The sequence below is a fragment of the Microcoleus sp. PH2017_28_MFU_U_A genome (assembly GCF_020738035.1).
Lineage (GTDB): Bacteria > Cyanobacteriota > Cyanobacteriia > Cyanobacteriales > Microcoleaceae > Microcoleus.
The window spans coordinates 45,046-62,418 of sequence record NZ_JAEQCX010000026.1 but is presented as its reverse complement, the minus strand read 5'-3'; the positions used below and the strand labels follow the sequence as shown (position 1 = coordinate 62,418).

Here is a 17,373-nt window from a genome sequence, read left to right as displayed (position 1 = left end):
GTAGAGAACGATCGACAGTGCCCCACTACATTAATCTTAACCAAAACTCATGCAAGTCAGCTCCCCAAAACTGCTCGGATCGAGTTTTAGGTGGAATGCCAGTGGCGATCGCATCTGTCTCTGGTAAGAAAATGTAGAGTTTCTGAACTTGCGTTAAATTTTCATGTATGGCGGGGTAGCTTGCCAAATATGCAGCGCCAGCCCCTAATCTAAAAAGTAATGCCATCTGCAAACAACTACCCAAAACTATCCGAGGAGAGAGAGAAAATGCTTGAATCTTACCGCCTTCACGCTGCCGAAAGAGCCGCATTGGGAATTCCGCCGCTGCCGCTAGACGCCCAGCAAACGTCGGAACTCTGCGAATTGCTGAAAAATCCGCCACCGGGAGAAGAAGAAGCCTTAATCGAATTATTGCGCGATCGCGTACCCCCAGGCGTAGACAGCGCCGCCTACGTCAAAGCTGGTTTTTTAACCGGCATCGCCAAAGGTGAAATCCACAGCCCCCTAATTGCTCCCAAATGGGCAGTTTACCTGCTGGGGACAATGATGGGCGGTTACAACGTCCAATCTTTAATCGACTTGCTCAATCCTACTGCCGAAATCGCTATCCCCGCCACCGCAGCCCGGGCTCTGAGCAAAACGCTGTTAGTATTCGATGCCTTCCACGACATTCTCGCCCTGTCGGATACCAATCCCTACGCGAAGCAGGTAGTCGATTCCTGGGCTGATGCCGAGTGGTTTACCGGCCGCCCCGAACTAGCCCAAGCCATTACTGTTACAGTCTTCAAAGTGCCCGGAGAAACCAATACCGATGACTTGTCTCCCGCACCTCAGGCTACCACGCGGCCGGACATTCCCCTGCACGCTTTGGCGATGCTCGAAAGCAAGATGCCAGGGGCCTTAGAAACGATCGCCCAATTGAAAGAAAAAGGCCATCCCGTCGCCTACGTTGGCGATGTTGTCGGCACAGGTTCCTCGCGGAAATCGGCGATTAACTCCGTGTTGTGGCACATTGGTAACGATATTCCGTTTGTACCAAACAAGCGCAACGGCGGATATATTCTAGGAAGTGCGATCGCCCCGATTTTCTTCAATACCGCTGAAGATTCCGGCGCATTGCCGATCGAATGCGATGTCGCCAAAATGGAAACCGGCATGGTAATCACCATCCATCCCTACAAAGGCGAAATCACCAACGAAGCCGGAGAAATCATCTCCACCTTCACCCTCAAACCCGACACAATCCTCGACGAAGTGCGCGCCGGCGGTCGAATTCCCCTATTAATCGGACGCACCTTAACCGACAAAGTTCGCGAAGCTTTAGGACTAGAAATTAGCCCTATTTTCACCCGTCCAACTATTCCCGCCGATACCGGAAAAGGCTTCACCTTAGCTCAAAAGATGGTAGGAAAAGCTTGCGGTTTGTCCGGCGTTCGTCCCGGCACATCTTGCGAACCATTAATGACCACAGTCGGTTCCCAAGATACCACCGGCCCCATGACTCGGGACGAATTAAAAGAACTTGCTTGTCTGGGATTTAGCGCCGATTTGGTAATTCAAAGTTTTTGTCACACCGCTGCCTATCCGAAACCAGTGGATGTCAAAACTCACCACGAATTGCCCGATTTTATGTCACAGCGCGCGGGCATAGCTTTGCGTCCCGGAGATGGCATCATTCACTCTTGGCTGAACCGGATGTTATTGCCAGATACAGTCGGAACCGGCGGCGATTCTCACACTCGTTTTCCGTTAGGAATTTCCTTTCCGGCGGGTTCGGGATTAGTAGCTTTTGCTGCTGCTTTGGGCGTGATGCCTTTGGATATGCCGGAATCGGTTCTAGTCCGGTTCAAAGGTGAATTGCAACCGGGAGTAACGCTGCGGGATGTTGTGAATGCGATTCCCTACGTAGCAATTCAAAAAGGTTTGCTGACAGTCTCCAAACAGAATAAGAAAAACATCTTTTCTGGGCGGATTATGGAGATTGAAGGTTTGCCCGATTTGAAGGTCGAGCAGGCTTTTGAATTGACCGATGCCTCGGCCGAGCGTTCTTGCGCCGGATGCACGATTAAATTGAGCGCTGAGACTGTTTCTGAGTACATTCGTTCTAATGTCGCGCTGCTCAAAAATATGGTGGCGCGGGGCTATGAAGATGCGCGGACGATGATGCGCCGGGTGGCGAAGATGGAGGAATGGCTGGCTAATCCGGTGTTGCTTGAGGCGGATGCTGATGCGGAGTATGTGGAAATCATCGAAATCGATCTCAATGAGATTACTGAACCGATTGTGGCTGCGCCGAATGACCCGGATAATGTGAAGCTGTTGAGTGAGGTTGCGGGCGATCGGGTAGACGAAGTATTTGTCGGTTCCTGCATGACAAATATCGGTCACTACCGCGCCACTGCGAAGGTGTTGGAAGGTGCAGGGGAAGTGAAAGCTCGCCTGTGGATTTGTCCGCCAACTCGGATGGACGAACAGCAACTGAAAGAAGAAGGTTATTACAGCATTTTTGGAGCGGCTGGAGCGCGCACAGAAATGCCGGGATGCAGTCTTTGTATGGGCAATCAAGCGCGGGTTAAAGATGCGACAACCGTGTTTTCAACTTCGACTCGTAATTTCAACAACCGCATGGGTAAAGACGCGCAAGTTTATCTCGGTTCTGCGGAATTAGCCGCAGTTTGTTCGCTGTTGGGTCGAATTCCCACAGTCGAAGAATACCAAGAGATTGTGGCGAAGAAAATCAATCCTTTTGCTGGTGATTTGTATCGATATTTAAATTTCGATCAGATTGCGGGCTTTGAGGATGAAGGGCGAGTGATTGCTTTGGAAGATATGCCTCGGATTGAGGATATTTTGGGGATTCCCGATGGTGTGTTGAGCAAGTAATATAGCGGATCGAGCGAAAGATAAGGTACGTTGTTGGGCTTGAACCCTCTTGGTTTAAGGGTTATATAAGCTGTCAATCATACCTCATTTTTTTGAGAAAGGCTATATCGTCGAAGCTGACTGAGATGGTTATTTTGAACCGCAGATAAACGCAGGTGTACGCAGATGAATGAATTTGATCTGCGTACATCTGTGTCAATCCGCTGACATCTGCGGTTCAAGAAAATCCCATTGTTTACAATATAAGTAGAGGCGAGTTCGATCGCCAATTTCTAATTCCCATCCAAAATATCGATCTGCCAATTCGTATAAATCCGATTGAGGAGAAAAAAAGTATGTCTGAACAAGCTTTAATCAGTGAAAGTCCAATGACAGCAGCTTCAGCGCCCGAACCTCGCATTGGTAATGAAATGGTAGAGTTTCTCAGTGTAATTCAGCAAACTCCGAGAGAATATTGGCCGAATTTGCTGAAAATGATGCGGTTATTTCTGGAAACTGTGACGGTTAAGCCCGGATTATCGGAATCCGCCCAGACACCTGAAAACGTAGATTTTACTAAACTGTCGAAGGAGGAAAGGATCAAAAGAAATCAACCTGCGATCGAATTATTGCGATCGTGGCGAGAAGATGAGGATGATGAACAAGAACAAAAAGAAACTGCGGAATATCTTGAACAAGTGATAAATGAAGATCGGATGTCTAATCGACCATTGTTTCCATGAGCAGAATAATTATTTTGGATTCCGACTTACCAGTCCCTGATATACTTTCAACTACAGATATTTTTACAGACACCGTTAGCGAGATAAACAGGATGGTGGAAACAGTGGACACAATCGAAAAAACGGACGATCGCACGCAAACCCGGTTTTGGGGTAAAGTTACAGTCATAGACGCGGGCGATCGCTACAAGATCAATCGCATCGAAGTCAAACCGGGGCACCACATCCGCACCCAAATGCACTATCACCGCAGCGAACACTGGGTTGTCGTCTCCGGTACCGCTAAAGTTATCTGCGATGACAAAGAGACCATTCTCATGCAGAAACAGTCAACCTACGTTCCCATGAATACCGCTCACCGCGTGGAAAACCCCGGCGTTATTCCCTTGGTGATGATTGAAATCCAAAATGGCGAATATCTGGGTGATGATGACATTATCCGTTTTCCCCAAGATGCCGCTGACGAAGATTGATCTCAAATCAAGTTAAATAACTCTCAGGTTTGTAGTGAGGACTTCAGTCCTCTCTCATCTCAGACTTAACGGAAAATTAAAATTACCAGAAAGAATTAGTTTAAAGCCCCAAGCCCGGGAGAAATTAAAATCAGGCTCTTCGTTACTCCAATCCTGTTCCTTCTTTTGTCAACAGTCAACGAAGAGGGCGGACACGGGGGCACCGCCCCTACAAACTGTCAAATGAATGAAGGAAATTAAAATTATAGGGGCAATTTCTGAAATTGCCCCTACAGGATTATATTAAGGTTGTTAAACACGATAGTCTGATATAGCAATTGGCGATCGTCCTACGGCAAAGCAGCGTTTTTCAAATCTACATTTGCCATATTGGCATCCTGTAAATTAGCGCCAGTCAAATCCGAACCGTTCAAGTTAGCACCGGTCAAATTAGCACCAGTCAAATTAGCATCCCGCAAGTTAACCCCCAGCACATCTATTCCCGACAAACTACCGCCCCGGAGGGTGATATTTCCCAGATTCGCGACAGACTGACGGGCATTTCTCAGGTTCGCCCCAGTCAAATTAGCACTTTCTAAATTAGCCCCGACCAAATTAGCACTGGTAAGGTTGGTATTTTTCAAACTGGCAATTACTAAACCAGCCAAACTCAGGTTAGCGCGAGTCAAATCAGCACCCTCCAAATTTGCCCCGTGCATTTTAGCCCCAATTAAGCTCGCACCTTGCAATTTAGCTTGTGTCAGATTTACTGCGTTTAATTTGGCTTCGTTCAAATTTGTACCGCTCAAATTTGCACCACTCAAATTTGCACCGTTCAAATTCGCACCGCTGAGATTCATGCCAGAAAGCTGCGCTCCTGTCAAGTCACATTTGCTGCAATTTTTAGTTTCTAATAGTTGCTTGACTTGTGATACGTTTTCTGCTTTGACTCCAGAAGCAAAACCGATCGCAATTAGCAGCCCTGTTGTTGTTAAAATTCCAAATTTCATATACTCACCCTCGGCGATATCTCTCTCTACTAATAATATCCAACATTTTTAGAGAGAGTGGGGTGATCGGTCTCTTCGATAAACTGTGACAATCATCACCCTGTTGTGCACAAAAGATGATAGAATTATGGACGTTTAAACTCCCAACAATTATTGTAAACAATTATTGCTTTTTCAGGAACCAAAAGGGAAAGGATTGCGTCGGTTCGAGACGGACACCCGTGATGCTGTTCTGAGCAAAAGTATAGTCCTTATCCTGCCAAAGAGGGATGAAAGGTACATCTTGACCTAGTATGTCCTGAATTTCGGCAAACAAAGCTTTGCGGGTTTGAGGGTTGGCTTCTTGGCGCTGCTTGGCGATCAGTTGATTTACCCGATCGCTATAATAAAACGAACCCTGCCCCTGACTGGCACCCTTTTCACACCCGCGGGCCGCCGAACCCGTCGCACAATCCAAAAACGGCTGAATGTAATTGTCAGCATCGAAAAAGTCAGCGTACCAATCCACCAACACCGCAGGATAAATCCCCTTCTCTATATTCTGAAATAAAGTCGGAGATTCAACGCTGTTAATTTCCACCTGCATTATCCCGTCCATTTTGAGTTGGGCTAAAGCTTTAATCGTACTCGCCACTAAACCTCGTTTTGTAGAACCGCTAGGATGCCAAATTTGAAAAATAAACGGATTGGCGGCCGAATATCCCGCTTTTTTTAGCAATTCCTTGGCTTTTGTCATGTTGGCGTCGCCGTACAGTTCTTTAAATACTGGCTTGTTAACGTCGAAGGTTGTGGGAATCAGGCTGTACAGAGGCTGGGCTTGTCCTCGGAGGACGCGATCGTTAATAAGCGGCCGATCCATCGCCGCAGCGATCGCCTGTCTCACCTCTAACTTATCCAGCGGTTTAGAATTGAGATTCAGCGTCATATAACTAACTGTACTGCTCTCCCCCGCGATTTCCTGCCATTTCCCTTTTTTTGCTCCCTCATCCAAGCTGCGAACTTGATCCGCATCCAGAGATAAATAAGCTACATCGATCGCACCAGTCCTAAAAGTATTGAACAAATTTGAAGAACTCGAAAGCAGCAAAATGTCAATACCTCTATTGACGGGTTTTTCTCCCCAATACTTATCAAAGGCATCAAACTTCAGAGAATCGCTACCGTACTTCGCAAGTTTGTAGCGTCCAGTTCCCACAAAAGTATCCGGTTTAAATTTACCGTCTCCAATCTCATAAGCTTTCGGAGAAATCGGACAAAGACCGGCAAATGTCAGCAAAGAAGGAAACGCAGCAAAAGGCTTTTTGAGTTGAAAAGTTAATTCGTATTCGCCCGTCGCTTTCACCGATTCTACTGCATCGCCCAACAAGAAAGCCGGACGACCGCCATTTTTGATAAATCGCTGCAAGGAAAATTCCATTGCTGCGGCGTTAAACGGTGTGTCGTCGTGAAAAATCACGCCTTGACGCAAGGGAATTGTATATGTCAATCCGTCTTTGCTAACTTTTGGCATTGCTGTCGCCAAGTGGGGGATTAACTTTGTCGTTCCCGACTCGTAGGTGTAGAGAGTATCGCCCAAATTTCGCAGCAGTTGTCCTGAGATGGTTTCGTAAGCGTCGGCGGGGTCGATCGTCCGCAATTTCAAGGTTGTGCCAATTGTCACGCGATCGTTGTTGGGCGAATTGGGCGAATTGGGCGATCGACTGGCACTCTGTCCGCAGCTTGCAGTTAACAAGCAGCAGAGGCAGAACAAAGCTATAACTTTAATTACTGAAGGTTTTATAGATATTCTCGGCTGCCGCTTGTTGATTTCCATCGTCTTTTATTGACACTCCAAATTAGTAATTATATTATCAGGACTTACACACTTTTAAATGAGAAACCCGGTTTCTTGGTAGATGCAATGTCGCGAAACCTCTTAAACTGCCAACTGCCAACTGTCAACTGTCAACTGTCAACTGTCAACTGTCAAGGGAGCATCTCATTTTTGTAAAAAGCATTTTTTTATTATAGTGCGAGCTGTCGCGAGCTCGCGTATTGTACTCGCGAGCGGGGACGATCGCACTATATATAAATGCAAAACTGAGATGCTCCCGATGCAATGTCGCGAAACCTCTTAAACTGCCAACTGCCAACTGTCAACTGTCAACTGTCAACTGTCAACTGTCAACTGTCAACTGTCAACTGTCAACTGTCAACTGCCAACTGCCAACAGCCAACTGACTAAATTTCCCTGAGGAGCGATCGCCAATCCCGACAGCGTTTCAGGTAAATGCGAGCTACCCGATCGCTCGGATTTTTCCGCAAACACTCTTCAAACAATTTTCCTGCCAATCGGTACTCATGGCGATCGCAAAGTAACATTGCTTCAGTATATACCGCCAAATTTGCTAGCTTAGCCGAGAGAATTTCCGGCGGATCGGCATCGAAGACCTCATATATTGTGACATATTGTAATTTTCCTTTTACCTGTACTTTATCCACAATCCGAATATTATAATCAGCCGGATTTCGCAACCGTTCCAATGTCTGCTGAGAAATTAACATAGGAACGCCATAATCTTTCGTCAACCCTTCAATCCGAGATGCCAAATTAACAGCATCACTAATCACCGTGCTATCCATTCTGCTTGTGCCACCAACTGTCCCCAGCATCAAAGAACCAGAATTGATCCCAATCCCAATTTTAATCGGGATGTAGCCCACACTTAAACGGTATCTGTTGTAATCATTCAGGATATTTAGCATCGCAATACCAGCTTTCACTGCATCATCTGCACAGTCGCTAAACAAAGCCATAATCGCATCGCCGATATATTTGTCAATAAACCCGTGATTGCTAGTAATAGCAGGCTCCATGCGCGACAGGTAAGCATTTATAAAATTAAAAATTTCTTGAGGAGTCATAGTTTCGGAAAGCGTCGTGAAATCGCGGATGTCCGCAAACAGCACCGACATTTCCTGCTGCACTTGATCGCCTAAACTGACATCAATAATACTTTCATATCCCAACAAATTGAGAAATTGATGTGGCACAAATCGCCCGTAGGCATCAGTTAATTCCGATTCAGCATCCAGAGATTTTTCTAAGCTTTTATTGACTTCAAATAATTCCTTAATAAATGTTTGGCGGTCGGCTTCAGCTTGTTTGCGTTCCGTGACATCTTGAAAAACTGCGATCGCAAAAGCAACTTTGCCACCGTCAAAAATTGGCGTCCCCCAAGTCTCAAGGGGGATTTTCTTGTCTAGTCTATGAATTTCCAGATCCTCAGCCGTCGAACTTTCTCCCGTCAAAGCTCGGACGAGCGGCAAATTCTGTGAAGGGTAAATAATATCAGTTCCCGCGATATAAAATTGATAACTTTTTGACAAATCATCAACAGAATTTAACGGCAACACCCCTTGGCCGAGTAACTGCTGTCCGGCACGATTGACGTAGTAAGGTTTACCTTGAGCATCGAGCACCGCCACGCCTACGGGAATCGCTTCCAGAAATTGAGCTAGCTTGATTTCGCCTTCCCGCACCGCCTCCAATGCCCGATAGCGCAACTCAGATTCCACCGTATCGGAATGTTCAGCAGTATTTTCCAGCAAGATTTCCAGATCCGCTTTTTCCTCCTTCAAGTCTTCCACTTGCTGGCGCAATCTTTCTATCTCTAAAAGTAGCTGTTCTCTAGATGGTTGTTCTTCCAGCATAACCCGAGAATTTGCGCCTCGACTAACAGAAAATTGCTCAACAGTCCATACCCTAAAAGTCATCATATGTCTATAGTAATTCAAACTGCAAACTCGGCATTAGGCGCTGGAAATTCTTCACAGATTTACCTTGCCAAGCTATACGTTGAGAACCTTGTACCGCCATTTGCACCCGAGCTTTTTTGCGGACTTCGATAATAAACTTCGACAGCATATTTATGCCTGAACTGTTCAAAAATTCTAACTGTTGCAAATTGAGGGTAATTTTTGCCGGTGCCAAATCGGCTACCTCCTCCAGCAACTGCACTATCGGTGCGTACTCTTGGGGCCCGCTCAACCTTAGAGATCCTCTAAAACTCACGGTTGCCGTTGATGGATCGTAACAGATCCCGTAATCTTCTGTTTTAATTTCCATTGCCGCAAAAAAAAGTCCCTTAGATATTATCGATCGCCAGCGATACTTATACTCTTAATTGCACCATAGTTGTCACCGTAATTACTTCCGGGTCTTTTTGCACCGTCTGGAACTTCCAACCTATTTTGGTGGTATAATCGCTCAGCATGGTTAGCAGGCCCAATCCTGAATTAGTAGAATTTTCGTCAGCAGCATTTTTTTCCAACCGCTCAATGTACAGCTCGCTCGGATCGGACTCCAGCAACTGCTGAATGTAAGCCTGAAACTTCCCTACACCTTGCGGAGGGATGGTGTTAGCAACTGAGAAAATCAGTCCGTCGCTCCTTAATTGCAGTTTAATGTTGATCGGGTGTTCCGATGTCTCATCATTAAACTTCATCGCATTCTCTAATAACTCATTAGCAATATAGCTAACAGCACTTTTAATTTCAGCTTGTCTGTCAATTGTCGAGGGGTCATCCTCGTTTCCAGGGAAAAAAGTCGTCAAGTAGTCAGCCAGAAAATCCGCCGACAAACCGTTGTTCCGCCACCGCTGCTTGAGGGGGATCGAACTCGGGGAAAATCCAATTATTAAATATTCGTGGCTGGGAGTCGGCTCGATGAAATCGCCGAAAGTCTGAATCATATTAGTTGTTATTTGTTAGTTGTTATTTGTTAGTTGTTATTTGTTGGTTGACTGTTGTTATTGGTTGTTGGTTATTGGCGAGTTGCTACCAATGCCCCATGCCCCATGCCCCATGCCCCATGCCCCATGCCCAATTCCCAATTCCCAATTCCCTATTTTTGTTTTAGAACCAGCAATGTGATGTCATCAAAAACTTTTTGTTCGCCGATGTGCGATCGCACGTCGTCAATTACAGCGTGCCTGATCTCTGTAGCCGTTTGCTGCCAATTAATCTGTATTACCTTAATTAACCTATCTAAACCATAAAGCACTTTATTCATATTTTTAGCCTCCGTAATCCCATCAGTGTACAGCACTACCACATCTCCTGAATGCAACTGGACAAGGGTTTGGGCCACAAAATCAGCAATATCTTCATCCAGCCCGATCGGGAAACCCAAATCGATTGTATCAAACCGCTCGGCAGAACCGTTACACCGCACGACAATCATTTCTTCGTGCTGGCCGCTCAACTTCAGCATTCCCTCGTGATAGTCTAGCAAAGCAAGGCTAGCGTTCTTATCCCATTTCATCCGCTGCATATTATCGTAAATTACAGTGTTAATAGCGGTTAAAAATCTTACCGGATCGGCTTCGTTGTAGGTGAGCAAAGTTCGCACTGCTGTTTGAAGCATAATCATTAAAACACCGCTCTCCAATCCGTGTCCCGTCACGTCGCCAATACCAATTTTTACTTTACCTTCGTGCTGGAGTACATCGTAATAGTCACCGCCTACTTCATCAGCAGGTTCCATAAATCCTGCAATATCTAAGCCAATAACTTCCTTCAATTCTCGGTCTTTCGGCAGCAGCATCTGCTGAATTTTGCGAGTGACATCTAGTTCGGCACTCATCCGCATATTTTCGGATTTTAGGCGATCGTTAAGAACAGTAATTTCTTGATTCGCACCAACCAAAGCCTCGGCAATCTTGTTAAATGCACCCACAACTTGCCCGAGTTCATCTTTGTTATCCAAAATAATTTTGTGGTCAATATTGCCACTTGCCATATTTTTTGACGCTTCCTCAAGCACAAATACAGTTTGCATGACTGCTAGGTAAAAAGATACAAATAAATAAACAACTATTGTTAAAATAATTAGAATAAAAACATAAATTAAGTGTTTTCTAGTAACTAAAGCATCTATACGTTTTTGCAGGAGAAAGTCTAATTCATTGACACTTTTGTCCCACAGTTCAAAACTCGAATTCAGAACTCGGTCGCTGCCATCGAGATAGGTATAATATTCGACTGTGGCTGTGGGATAAATTAGTTTATCTAGTTGCCCAGTTAGTTGCTCTACTACTGAGTTAAATTTTATCAAATCTTGGCTTAATTTCGGTCGCAGATTCCCGTGAGGATTGTTGCTAAATCCTACCTCCATATTGATTGCTAAATCCTGATTGAGTTCTCTCAATTTGCCCGCAAAAGTAATCAATTTCGCTCTTTCCTCAGGTGTGGCATCGGAACGCAGGCTACTTTTTTGAGAAAATAGCCTAATTTCTGACAATAATTTTTGCATTTCTGGAATTTTCAACAAAGTTGCATCCATCAAATAATAGGTATCTAAATCTGGGTCTAATATGAGATTGGAAGTATCGCCGACGTGAGCGCTCAATTTATTAATATCATATGCGATTTTTTGATATACAACATCGTAAGTTTCTAAACTCCACTGGCTCCGATGAAGTTTAAATTTTTGCCAATTTTGATAAATGGTATTAAATTGCTCGCGGGAAACTAAAGTTGTTCCTAACTGGCGGTCGGTATTTGCCAGGGATTGAAAGTCCGCGTCTATCTTAGCTTCAAAATTATCCCAGGACTCGTGCTGGCTTAAATTTGGATTTAAACCCTGATAATTTAACAGGTGAAATTTCGGTATGTATTCCCTCAACTGGCGCAGCGGACGCAGGTATTGATTGCCGTAGATTTCTTTTTGGGCAAAATCAACTCTGGTGTTAATTTCGGAAATCAGCAGGTACATCATCAAGACTAACGGCATCGCAAATAGAAAACCGATCAAGATGAATTTTTGAGGATAGCTGATCCGATTCATTAAATGGATTCCTAGGGATTTTCTGTTCATAATCGATATATTTCAACAAGATGTTACTAAAAAATTAGCGATCGCTACTAAGTTATTTTCGGGGACGATCGCTCTTGAAAACCTAAATCCTCTAATTAATCAGCGATAGCTTGCTTAATTTATCATGCGTTCCCGTCCTGTTGCTACAGATTGTACGGCATCCCTTGGCTCTCACTGGCTCAGTTCGCCTCCCCTTGTCTACAAAACCTTCAGAAGTTTGGGCACGATGAATAGTCATTTATACTGAGATGTTCCCCCAAAATCATTTTTGTTTCAGCAGATTTACCTAGCGATAAATTTTGCTCAATACTATACTAAAAGTAAAAATTAAGTAATAACTGGTAGTGCAAGTTTCCTGAAACAGAAGTGGCAGCAGGGAGTATAAGATACTTGTGCCGCACGACTCTGTTAAGTCGGTTCTGCACCAAGGAACAAACAGCACCAGCAGCAGTGTCTATATCGGTATCTGCATTTGAGTGCTCCGGAGCGATCGCGCAAGAGTGTAAAGTGAGGCAGAGGGCGTACTATGAAACCAATCTCCGAAAATAACTCTCAAAACAATCAAAACCGAGGTGAAAAGCAGCCTAATCCTTTAATCTTGGCTTTGGTGCTGACGGGAATTCTGGCATGGGAAATGTATCCGGCGCTAATCCACACCGCTGCGGCTAACGCGGGCGCCCTCAAACAGTCCCTCGTTCAGGTAGAAAACCAAGATGAGCAAACAGCGCAGCAATTTCCCGCTGTCGGGGATCAAAAAAAAATCAGCTATTCGGGATTGGTACTAAATAGTCTAATTTCCGAACCGGGCAATTTGGCTGAGGGTACGCGCCAAAATCCCCCGAACCAGTTGCCCGCAAACGTTGCAGCCGCAGTTCGCCAAGAGTTGTCGCGCTCGACTGGGATTGCTGCTGACAAGTTGAAAGTCACTGAATCGAGCCGGCAAAGTTGGCCGAATACTTGTTTGGGACTCGCGAAATCTGATGAAATTTGCGGCCAAATGATTGTTGAAGGTTGGCGGGTTGTGGTTTCTGATGGCGGCCAAACTTGGGTTTACCGCACCAATGCTAGGGGGAATGTGTTGCGCTTGGAAAAGAAAGTTAGTTAAGGGAATTTGACCCTGTGAAATGAACAATAAATTTCCTTTTGGAACAGGCAAGATGCCTGTTCCACAAAGACTAGATTTTATTGTGGTAGATTTCTTGTGGGGTGGGGACGCGAGCGGGTGCATCTGGTTTTTTGAAGAGGGCGAAGCATGACCGCATATAAGTTATTAGTTATAATCTCCTATTTTATGCGGTCATGCTTCGCCCCTACGGATATATTCGCTTGCATTGAGATGCACCCACGCGAGCCATCCCCTAACATCAATTTGGGAGTTTTTTTCTTTCAATAATCCCGCCGCCTAAGAGCACATCTGAGTCATACCAAACTGCGGCTTGTCCGGGGGTAATGCTCAACTGCGGTTCGTCAAAAATTACCTTGACTCTTGTACCGCTTGCTTTTTCGTCTGCTTCGGATGATTCTACGGGAATAATTGTAGCGGGGACGGGTTGCGATCGATAGCGAATCTGCACGGAAGCCCGAATCGGAGCGATCGGCCCAGCGACAGAAACCCAATTTACTTTCTGGACATTGCAGTCAGATTCTACTGCCAACTGGCGATCGCCCACAATTACCCGATTAGCACCAGCATCAAGTTCAATCACATACAGCGGTTCCGGTGCGGCAATCCCCAGGCCCTTCCGCTGGCCGATAGTGTAGTGGTGCACGCCGTCGTGCTGTCCGAGTACGCGGCCGGACTTATCTACAATGTCACCCTTTTGCGGCGCAATGTACTTGTCGAGAAAAGCCCGCATCGAACCGTTACTTTCCACCAAACACAAATCCTGACTTTCCGGCTTATCAGCGGTTGTCAAGCCAAATTCCGCCGCAATTCTGCGAGTTTCAGTCTTGGTGATTTCCCCCAAAGGAAACTCCGTACCCGCCAGTAAATCCTGTGTTAAATCGTACAAGAAATAAGACTGATCTTTCGCAGGGTCGATCGCCCGCAGCAACTGATAGCGATCGGTAGCAGTATCATAGGTAATGCGAGCGTAGTGCCCCGTAGCAATCTTTTCAATACCCAGCTCTTCGCGAGCGTACTTGAGCATCGGCCCGAACTTCACAGTTTTATTGCACTGCGAACAAGGCAGAGGTGTAACTCCTGCACTGTAACCGTCCACCAAAAAATCGACAATACTTGCCTGAAAGACCTCGCGGCTGTCAACAATGTGATGGGGAACGCCCAAATCTTCGCAAATTTTAGCGGCATCGACCATTCCCTCAGAGCAGCATTGACCTTTGCCTTTCATCAACCACAGCGTTAAACCCACCACTTCATAGCCCTGATGGTGTAAAATTGCGGCTGCTGCGGAACTATCGACCCCGCCGGAGAGGCCTACGACAATCTTGTTCATGGTTCGGAAATAAATTGCTATTTTACTGTTTTACTGTTACGCAAGTTCGATCGAGCTAATTGATTATACCACAAAAATACTACAACCTGCTACTGCTGTTAGCTGAAATTTTAGCACTAATAAGTAAATCCACCTAATTAAGCCTCAAATCCCGATCGCTCAAAGGCTTGCTGTGTATTTTTTCTTCCTTCTTCCTTCTTCCTTCTTCCTTCTTCCTTCTTCCTTCTTCCTTCTTCCTTCTTCCTCCTTCTTCCTTCTTCCTTCTTCCTTCTTCCTTCTTCCTTCTTCCTTCTTCCTTCTTCCTTCTTCCTTCTTCCTTCTTCCTTCTTCCTTCTTCTTATGACTATTCAAAAATTTGTTGTCACCGCCGACCAAATGCGGCAAATAGAAAACAGAATCTTTGCGGCTGGAATGCCCGTAGCAGCTTTAATGGAAAAAGTTGCACTCCTGATTTCTAGACGCATTCAGGTGCTTTTGAGGGAAGAGGGAAGTTCGGCAACGGATTTTGAAACGGATGAAACGGATGTAACGTATAGAAGGAAAAGCGGTGAAGGGCTAAAGATTGTTAATTCTCAATTCCCAGCTATTGGGGTGTTAGTTGGGCCGGGACATAACGGCGGCGATGCTTTGGTTGTGGCCCGCGAATTGCACTTTAAAGGATTCCCAGTAGTTATTTACTGCCCATTTTCTAAACTCAAAGAACTTACCAAAAGTCACGCTGATTATGCGCGTTCTTTAAATATTCCATTTGTTGAGAACATCGAACCGCTGAAAAACTGCGACTTTCTCGTAGATGGTTTATTTGGTTTTGGGTTAGAACGAGAAATCACTAACCCCACAGCCGCCGCGATTGATGAAATCAATAATTTAAACATCCCGATTTTTAGTATAGACATTCCGTCGGGAATCAATACAGATACTGGGGCTGTATTGGGTACGGCAATCCGGGCAAAACATACATTATGTTTGGGATTGTGGAAAATGGCTTTTCTACAAGACAAAGCTTTAGAATATATTGGTAAGTCAGAATTAATTGATTTTGATATTCCCGTTGCAGATATTGCAGCGATATTGGGCAATTTTCCAGCAATACAACGCATTACTAAAGCATCGGCAATTCAGCATTTACCATTACCCCGATCGCCAATTTCGCACAAATACACCAACGGTCACTTACTAATTATTGCAGGTTCGGCCCGTTACAGCGGAGCCGCAATTTTAGCCGCATTGGGAGCAAGAGCCAGCGGAGTCGGAATGCTGTCAATTGCCGTCCCTGAGTCGATTAAACCGATGTTGAGCAGTCATTTACCAGAGGCATTAGTTATAGGATGTCCCGAAACCCCAAACGGTGGCATTAAGGAGTTGCCGGTAGCAATTGATTTGGGTAGCTACGATGCGATCGCCACAGGGCCAGGTCTGACATTGGAAGCCGCGATCGCTGTAGAATCTGTACTGGAGTGCGATCGACCTCTGGTTTTAGATGCCGACGGTTTAAATATCCTCGGTCAACTCGGCACAGTTCCCATTTTGTCGGAACGCCGAGCAGTGACAATTATCACCCCTCACCCGGGCGAATTTAAGCGTTTGTTTCCCGAATTAGCGGGCCTCAGCGGCGATCGAATTGCCGCAACTCAAGCAGCGGCAGAGCTTTGCGGTGCAACAGTATTGCTCAAAGGAGCCAGAGTTTGCATAAGTTGGAAGGAGGATGACGGCGATTCCCTAGGGGATAGCTACGCTTCACGTACCCTTACCTATCTCAATCCCGAAAGCACCCCAGCCCTCGCCAGAGGCGGCAGCGGCGACGTTCTCACCGGCTTGTTAGGGGGATTGTTAGCAAGTGCGATCGCCCGTAAATCCCCCCCCCAAGAAGTGGCAGTAACAGCAGCGTGGTGGCACGCTCAAGCCGGAATCGCCGCAGCCAAAGAACGGACAGAATTAGGTGTAGATGCCTTTACTTTGACACAGTATTTAATTCCTACCTTGCGAGAATTACAGTAAGGGCGATCGTCCCATTCGCTGTAATGCTCGCCCATTAGTGCGATCGTTCGGACTTCTGTCCTCGGATTTGGATAAGGACAGAAGTCACTACAAACCTCTTGATTTGGTTTGATCGTTCGGACTTCTGTCCTCGGATTTGGATAAGGACAGAAGTCATCACTACAAACCTCTTGATTTGGTTTGTCACTCAAATGAGTGACACTCGAAAAAGTGACTGTGAAGCCATCAATCGCACCAGTTATACCTGAAATATCAAAGAGCACAACTTAAATATTGAAAGGAGCACATTATGTACACCGAAGAAAAAAGCACGAACAATGAAACAATGGCGATCGCCGCCGATACTACAGCTCAATCAAATTTTGCAGTTGGTCTAACAACAGGACTCAACAAACCCACTTTACAAATCGGTTCCACAGGTCAAGCAGTCAAAGAACTAGAAACTCTCCTAGCTCATTGGGGATATTATTTCGGCCCGATTGACGGTATCTTCGGCGTCCAAGTTCAAAAAGCAGTCAAAGGCTATCAACACCGCGTCTTCTTAATGGAAGATGGGATAGTCGGTTCTATAACTTGGCAAGCACTATACTCTGGTGCACCTGTGAATATGCCGACACTGATGAATGGCAGTTCTGGTAATGCTGTGAAAATTGTTCAAAATGTCCTGAAATTAAATGGATACTATTTCGGCTTTATTGACGGATTTTTTGGCCCGATGACAGATGTAGCAGTCCGCCATTTCCAACTCAGCAAGGGTTTAGTACAAGATGGAATTGTCGGCTACAGAACTTGGCACGCTCTTAGCAAGTTACCCCACTAAGTTGCGTTGGGTGCCCACAAACACCTTACCAGTTAGTTTGTAGTGAGGACTTCAGTCCTCATAAAAATCTGAGCACTTATATTCCTCACTACAAATACACTTAGCTAACTCAAATGAGTGACACTCAAAAAAGTGACTGTGCAGCCACAAATCTCACCAGTTATACCTGAAAT

General features: G+C 45.5%; 15 protein-coding genes. 6 read left to right on the top strand and 9 right to left on the bottom strand.

Annotation, left to right across the window (positions count from 1 at the left end; all coding sequences use genetic code 11):
• Positions 1–25: 25 nt before the first annotated feature.
• Positions 26–226 carry a hypothetical protein gene (locus JGK14_RS02750; protein WP_293185518.1) on the bottom strand — a complete coding sequence of 67 codons (201 nt, stop codon included), beginning with the start codon at positions 224–226 and terminating at the stop codon, positions 26–28.
• 41 nt (positions 227–267) lie between these two features.
• Here JGK14_RS02750 and acnB point away from each other — a divergent pair, with 41 nt between their 5' ends.
• The 3 genes from acnB to JGK14_RS02735 all read left to right on the top strand — a co-directional run bounded on the left by acnB (position 268) and on the right by JGK14_RS02735 (position 4,078).
• Complete coding sequence (gene acnB, locus JGK14_RS02745; protein WP_325314736.1) at positions 268–2,883, top strand: bifunctional aconitate hydratase 2/2-methylisocitrate dehydratase; 2,616 nt, start codon at positions 268–270, stop codon at positions 2,881–2,883.
• Positions 2,884–3,218: 335 nt separating this feature from the next.
• Positions 3,219–3,605 (top strand): hypothetical protein, encoded by a 387-nt coding sequence (locus JGK14_RS02740; protein WP_293198038.1) that lies wholly within the window; start codon positions 3,219–3,221, stop codon positions 3,603–3,605.
• 92 nt (positions 3,606–3,697) lie between these two features.
• Positions 3,698–4,078, top strand: a complete 381-nt coding sequence (locus JGK14_RS02735; RefSeq protein ID WP_442921422.1) for a cupin domain-containing protein — start codon at positions 3,698–3,700, stop codon at positions 4,076–4,078.
• A 329-nt stretch (positions 4,079–4,407) separates the two neighbouring features.
• Here the strand turns inward: JGK14_RS02735 and JGK14_RS02730 are convergent, their stop codons facing one another.
• From JGK14_RS02730 to JGK14_RS02705, 6 genes are all read right to left on the bottom strand, one after another.
• The gene (locus tag JGK14_RS02730; protein ID WP_293185523.1) at positions 4,408–5,067 is read right to left on the bottom strand and encodes a pentapeptide repeat-containing protein; all 660 of its coding nucleotides are present in this window, start codon (positions 5,065–5,067) and stop codon (positions 4,408–4,410) included.
• A 163-nt stretch (positions 5,068–5,230) separates the two neighbouring features.
• A complete protein-coding gene (locus JGK14_RS02725) occupies positions 5,231–6,880 on the bottom strand; it encodes an ABC transporter substrate-binding protein (protein WP_293217968.1) in 1,650 nt (549 codons plus the stop codon).
• A gap of 407 nt (positions 6,881–7,287) precedes the next feature.
• Positions 7,288–8,760 carry an adenylate/guanylate cyclase domain-containing protein gene (locus JGK14_RS02720; protein WP_293323857.1) on the bottom strand — a complete coding sequence of 491 codons (1,473 nt, stop codon included), beginning with the start codon at positions 8,758–8,760 and terminating at the stop codon, positions 7,288–7,290.
• Between the two features lie 70 nt (positions 8,761–8,830).
• Entirely contained in the window at positions 8,831–9,175 is a 345-nt protein-coding gene (locus JGK14_RS02715) for a slr1659 superfamily regulator (RefSeq protein WP_293187071.1), read from the bottom strand.
• 46 nt (positions 9,176–9,221) lie between these two features.
• Positions 9,222–9,800: a DUF6272 family protein gene (locus JGK14_RS02710; protein WP_293187070.1), complete on the bottom strand. Its 579-nt coding sequence runs from the start codon at positions 9,798–9,800 to the stop codon at positions 9,222–9,224.
• A gap of 152 nt (positions 9,801–9,952) precedes the next feature.
• Entirely contained in the window at positions 9,953–11,896 is a 1,944-nt protein-coding gene (locus JGK14_RS02705) for a PP2C family protein-serine/threonine phosphatase (RefSeq protein ID WP_293189261.1), read from the bottom strand.
• 556 nt (positions 11,897–12,452) lie between these two features.
• Here JGK14_RS02705 and JGK14_RS02700 point away from each other — a divergent pair.
• Positions 12,453–13,031 (top strand): hypothetical protein, encoded by a 579-nt coding sequence (locus JGK14_RS02700; RefSeq protein WP_293187068.1) that lies wholly within the window; start codon positions 12,453–12,455, stop codon positions 13,029–13,031.
• A 259-nt stretch (positions 13,032–13,290) separates the two neighbouring features.
• Here the strand turns inward: JGK14_RS02700 and mnmA are convergent, their stop codons facing one another.
• Entirely contained in the window at positions 13,291–14,382 is a 1,092-nt protein-coding gene (gene mnmA, locus JGK14_RS02695; protein WP_293189263.1) for a tRNA 2-thiouridine(34) synthase MnmA, read from the bottom strand.
• 159 nt (positions 14,383–14,541) lie between these two features.
• Positions 14,542–14,733, bottom strand: a complete 192-nt coding sequence (locus JGK14_RS02690) for a hypothetical protein (RefSeq protein ID WP_325314735.1) — start codon at positions 14,731–14,733, stop codon at positions 14,542–14,544.
• On the opposite strand from JGK14_RS02690, the gene JGK14_RS02685 reads away from it, so the two are divergent.
• Positions 14,722–16,380: an NAD(P)H-hydrate dehydratase gene (locus JGK14_RS02685; protein ID WP_293187065.1), complete on the top strand. Its 1,659-nt coding sequence runs from the start codon at positions 14,722–14,724 to the stop codon at positions 16,378–16,380. The genes JGK14_RS02690 and JGK14_RS02685 overlap by 12 nt on opposite strands.
• A gap of 289 nt (positions 16,381–16,669) precedes the next feature.
• Complete coding sequence (locus JGK14_RS02680; protein WP_293187064.1) at positions 16,670–17,200, top strand: peptidoglycan-binding domain-containing protein; 531 nt, start codon at positions 16,670–16,672, stop codon at positions 17,198–17,200.
• Positions 17,201–17,373: the final 173 nt, after the last annotated feature.